The following is a 2905-nucleotide window of genomic DNA, read 5'->3' on the forward strand; positions in this document are numbered from 1 at the left end:
TGACCTGCCCCCCGAAAGGTCCCTCATTCTGATGTAGAGTCTGCCCACGAGAAGGAGCAGACGCATGAGGAAGAGCCGTTTCACCGAGGCGCAGATCATCGGGATGATCAAGGAACAGGAGGCAGGACTTCCAACGGTCGAGGTTTGCCGGAAGCACGGCCTGAGCACGGCGACCTTTTACAAGCTGAAGGCGAAGTATGGCGGCATGGAGGTTTCCGATGCCCATCGGTTGCGGCAGTTGGAGGACGAAAACGGCAAGCTGAAGCGGCTCCTAGCCGACAGCATGCTGGACAACGCGATCCTGAAAGACCTGCTGGGAAAAGGCTGACGACGCCGGGCCAGCGGCGCGACGTGGCGCTCGGCGTGATACGGGACTACCAGGTCTCACAGCGTCGGGCCTGTGTGCTGATTGGCGTCGATCCCAAGACGGTCAGGCGCGAACGCCCGCCGGACCACGGAGCGATCCGCGAAGCCATGCGGGAGATCGCAGGGCAGCGCCGTCGGTTCGGCTATCGCCGGATCGGCGTCATGCTGGAGCGCAAGGGCATGAGCATGAACCACAAGAAGCTCTACCGGCTATATCGGGAAGAAGGCTTGTCTGTACGCCGACGACGCGGCCGCAAGCGCGCCCGAGGCAGCCGGACGCCGGTGCCGGGAGCACTTCGTCCTGGTGACCGCTGGTCGATGGACTTTGTCGCCGATACGTTTGGCGCGTCGCGCAAGTTCAGGATTCTGGCGATCAACGATGATTGCTGCCGGGAGAACCTGTGCTTGGCCGCGGACACCAGCATCTCGGGGGCTCGGGTGGCGCGCGAACTGGATGCGCTGGTTCGCCTGCACGGGAAACCTGCTTGCATTGTCAGTGACAACGTCCTGGGTCACGAAGGAAAGCGAGATTTGGTCAACAGATCTCTATGCGCCGGCATTGAGCGGCGAGGCATGCATTCTGAGCCAGATGGCTTCCACCGTCAACGGGATCGCTCCCTGCCATAGCAAACACAGGATCCAGCGGCGCCGAAGCGGCCGTGGTCCTCACCGTCCTTAGAACGAGATACGCACCCAGGTGGAAGGCCCGAACATTATCTACAGGGTCGCTTTCGCGCCCTCACGGCACTTGCAGAGAGGGGTCCTTCCACCTGGCATCCGACCGTTCAAGGAACGGTCGGTACTCTGTCCCCGTCTTGATGACGGCATGGGCAACGCGCGCCATCTTGGCGGTGAGCGCCGTCATCGCCTTGCGGCGACGATCGGCATCATCCGCGTGCCCGGCAGTGTATCGTCCGAGCTTGTCGCGGAAACTGTTGTTGCGCTGACGTGCGGCGACCTGGGCAGCCATCCAAAAGGTCCGCCGCAATCGCGCATTACCGTATTTGGACAGCATCGTGCGGCCTCGGAATGTGCCGGACTGCCGGGTCGCAAGATCAAGACCGCAGAACTTCAGGAACTGACGGTGATGGCTGAAGCGGCGTAGATCGCCTGCCTCGGCGAGAATGGTCAACGCATTGATGGGCCCAATGCCGGGGATCATGCGCAGAAGCTGATAATCGCGGTTTTCGGCCAGCATGGCATGCGCCGTTCGCTCGATCTCGTCGCGCTGCCGGATCAGGTTGCGTGCTTGGGCGATCACCATGCGGAACATAGCGATCGAGACGGAATCCTCGTCGACAGGTAGCGCCACGGAGGCGCAGGCGGTCTCGTAGATATCGTTGATCAGCCGGGCTTTGGACACTTTGCGGCCGACCAAGTCCCATGCTTCGCGGGAGAAAGTCTCCTGGCCGAGCACAGTCATGCTGGCTGGAGTCGGGAATCGTTCGAGCAGAGCAAGGAACCAGTCGGATCGGCTGTTGCCAGCGAAGCGTTCAATCTCCGGGAAATAGAGCGGCAGGTAGTGGGTCAGGATGCGATGCCATGTCTGCGTCTTAGCCTTGGAGATCGCCTCGTGCGTTTTCGACATCTCCTGCAGGTCGTTGATCCCGGCGGCGAGCGGATCGACGTATCGCTGGGTGGCGCCAATCCGCAGCATGTGCAGGATCACTTGCGCATCCTTGGAATCGTTCTTGTCCCAGCCATTGTGCAGAGCCTCGCGCGTTCGAGCCAAGGCAACGGACGAGATCAAGCGCAACTCGAAGCCGGCGGACAGCAGGCGATGCGCCAGCGTGCGATGGTAGTTACCAGTAGCCTCGAAGCCGACGATGATCGGACGCCCGATGTCGCTAAGATCCGTGGCCAGGCGATCATAATCTGCCTTTGTCGCCATCACCGTCATGCGACGTCGGGGTCCGCCTTCTGGACGTTCGATCAGGACCTCCTGGCGGTGTTTGGACATATCGATGGCTACCAGCACGGCGTCGGTGGGATTAGAGCTACGCTTGGTCATGGTCGGTCTGTCTCCAAAGGGTTGAGTCGACAACTTCACTTTAGAGACCTGCGGGCCGATCATGACCGCCTTGATGAAGCCTGCGGGCGCTACGCGCCCTTGCCTTCATCAAGGCAGTGCGCCCCTTCGAGGGGCCGCTTCCCAATGTGCTATGGCACTGAATTTACGAGCCGGGCGATCCTGCAATGGGCCAGCCAGAACAAGGTCGAGTGGCATTACATCGATCCCGGAAAGCCCCAGCAGAACGGCTTCATCGAGAGCTTCAACGGCTCATTGCGCGATGAGCTGCTCAACGAGGAGCTGTTCGACAGCTTGGCTGACGCCCGCCGGAAGCTGGCCATCTGGCGCTACGACTACAACCATGTTCGGCCCCACTCTTCGTTGGGAAATCGAACGCCTGCACAAGCGCGTCGGACGTTCGTGCAGGACGATAGCATCACGCCCGACGCGCTTGTGCAGGCGAGCATGGCGGAATATTCAACCGCAAGACTCTCGTTATGATCGAGGGACCGCCGGGGGGCAGGTCAA

At 61.2% G+C, this 2905-nt stretch carries 3 pseudogenes; 2 read left to right on the plus strand and 1 reads right to left on the minus strand.

The features are described from left to right. Positions 1-64 precede the first annotated feature (64 nt). Positions 65-870 (plus strand): annotated as a pseudogene (locus AC13EK_RS04205) (IS3 family transposase); the annotation flags it as partial. A gap of 213 nt (positions 871-1083) precedes the next feature. Here AC13EK_RS04205 and AC13EK_RS04210 read toward each other — a convergent pair. Beyond that, a pseudogene (locus AC13EK_RS04210) lies at positions 1084-2377 on the minus strand (IS110 family RNA-guided transposase). A 153-nt stretch (positions 2378-2530) separates the two neighbouring features. Here AC13EK_RS04210 and AC13EK_RS04215 point away from each other — a divergent pair. Continuing rightward, a pseudogene (locus tag AC13EK_RS04215) lies at positions 2531-2878 on the plus strand (integrase core domain-containing protein); the annotation flags it as partial. Between the last annotated feature and the right edge of the window lie 27 nt (positions 2879-2905).

The organism is Sphingobium sp. L-44, from assembly GCF_056859495.1.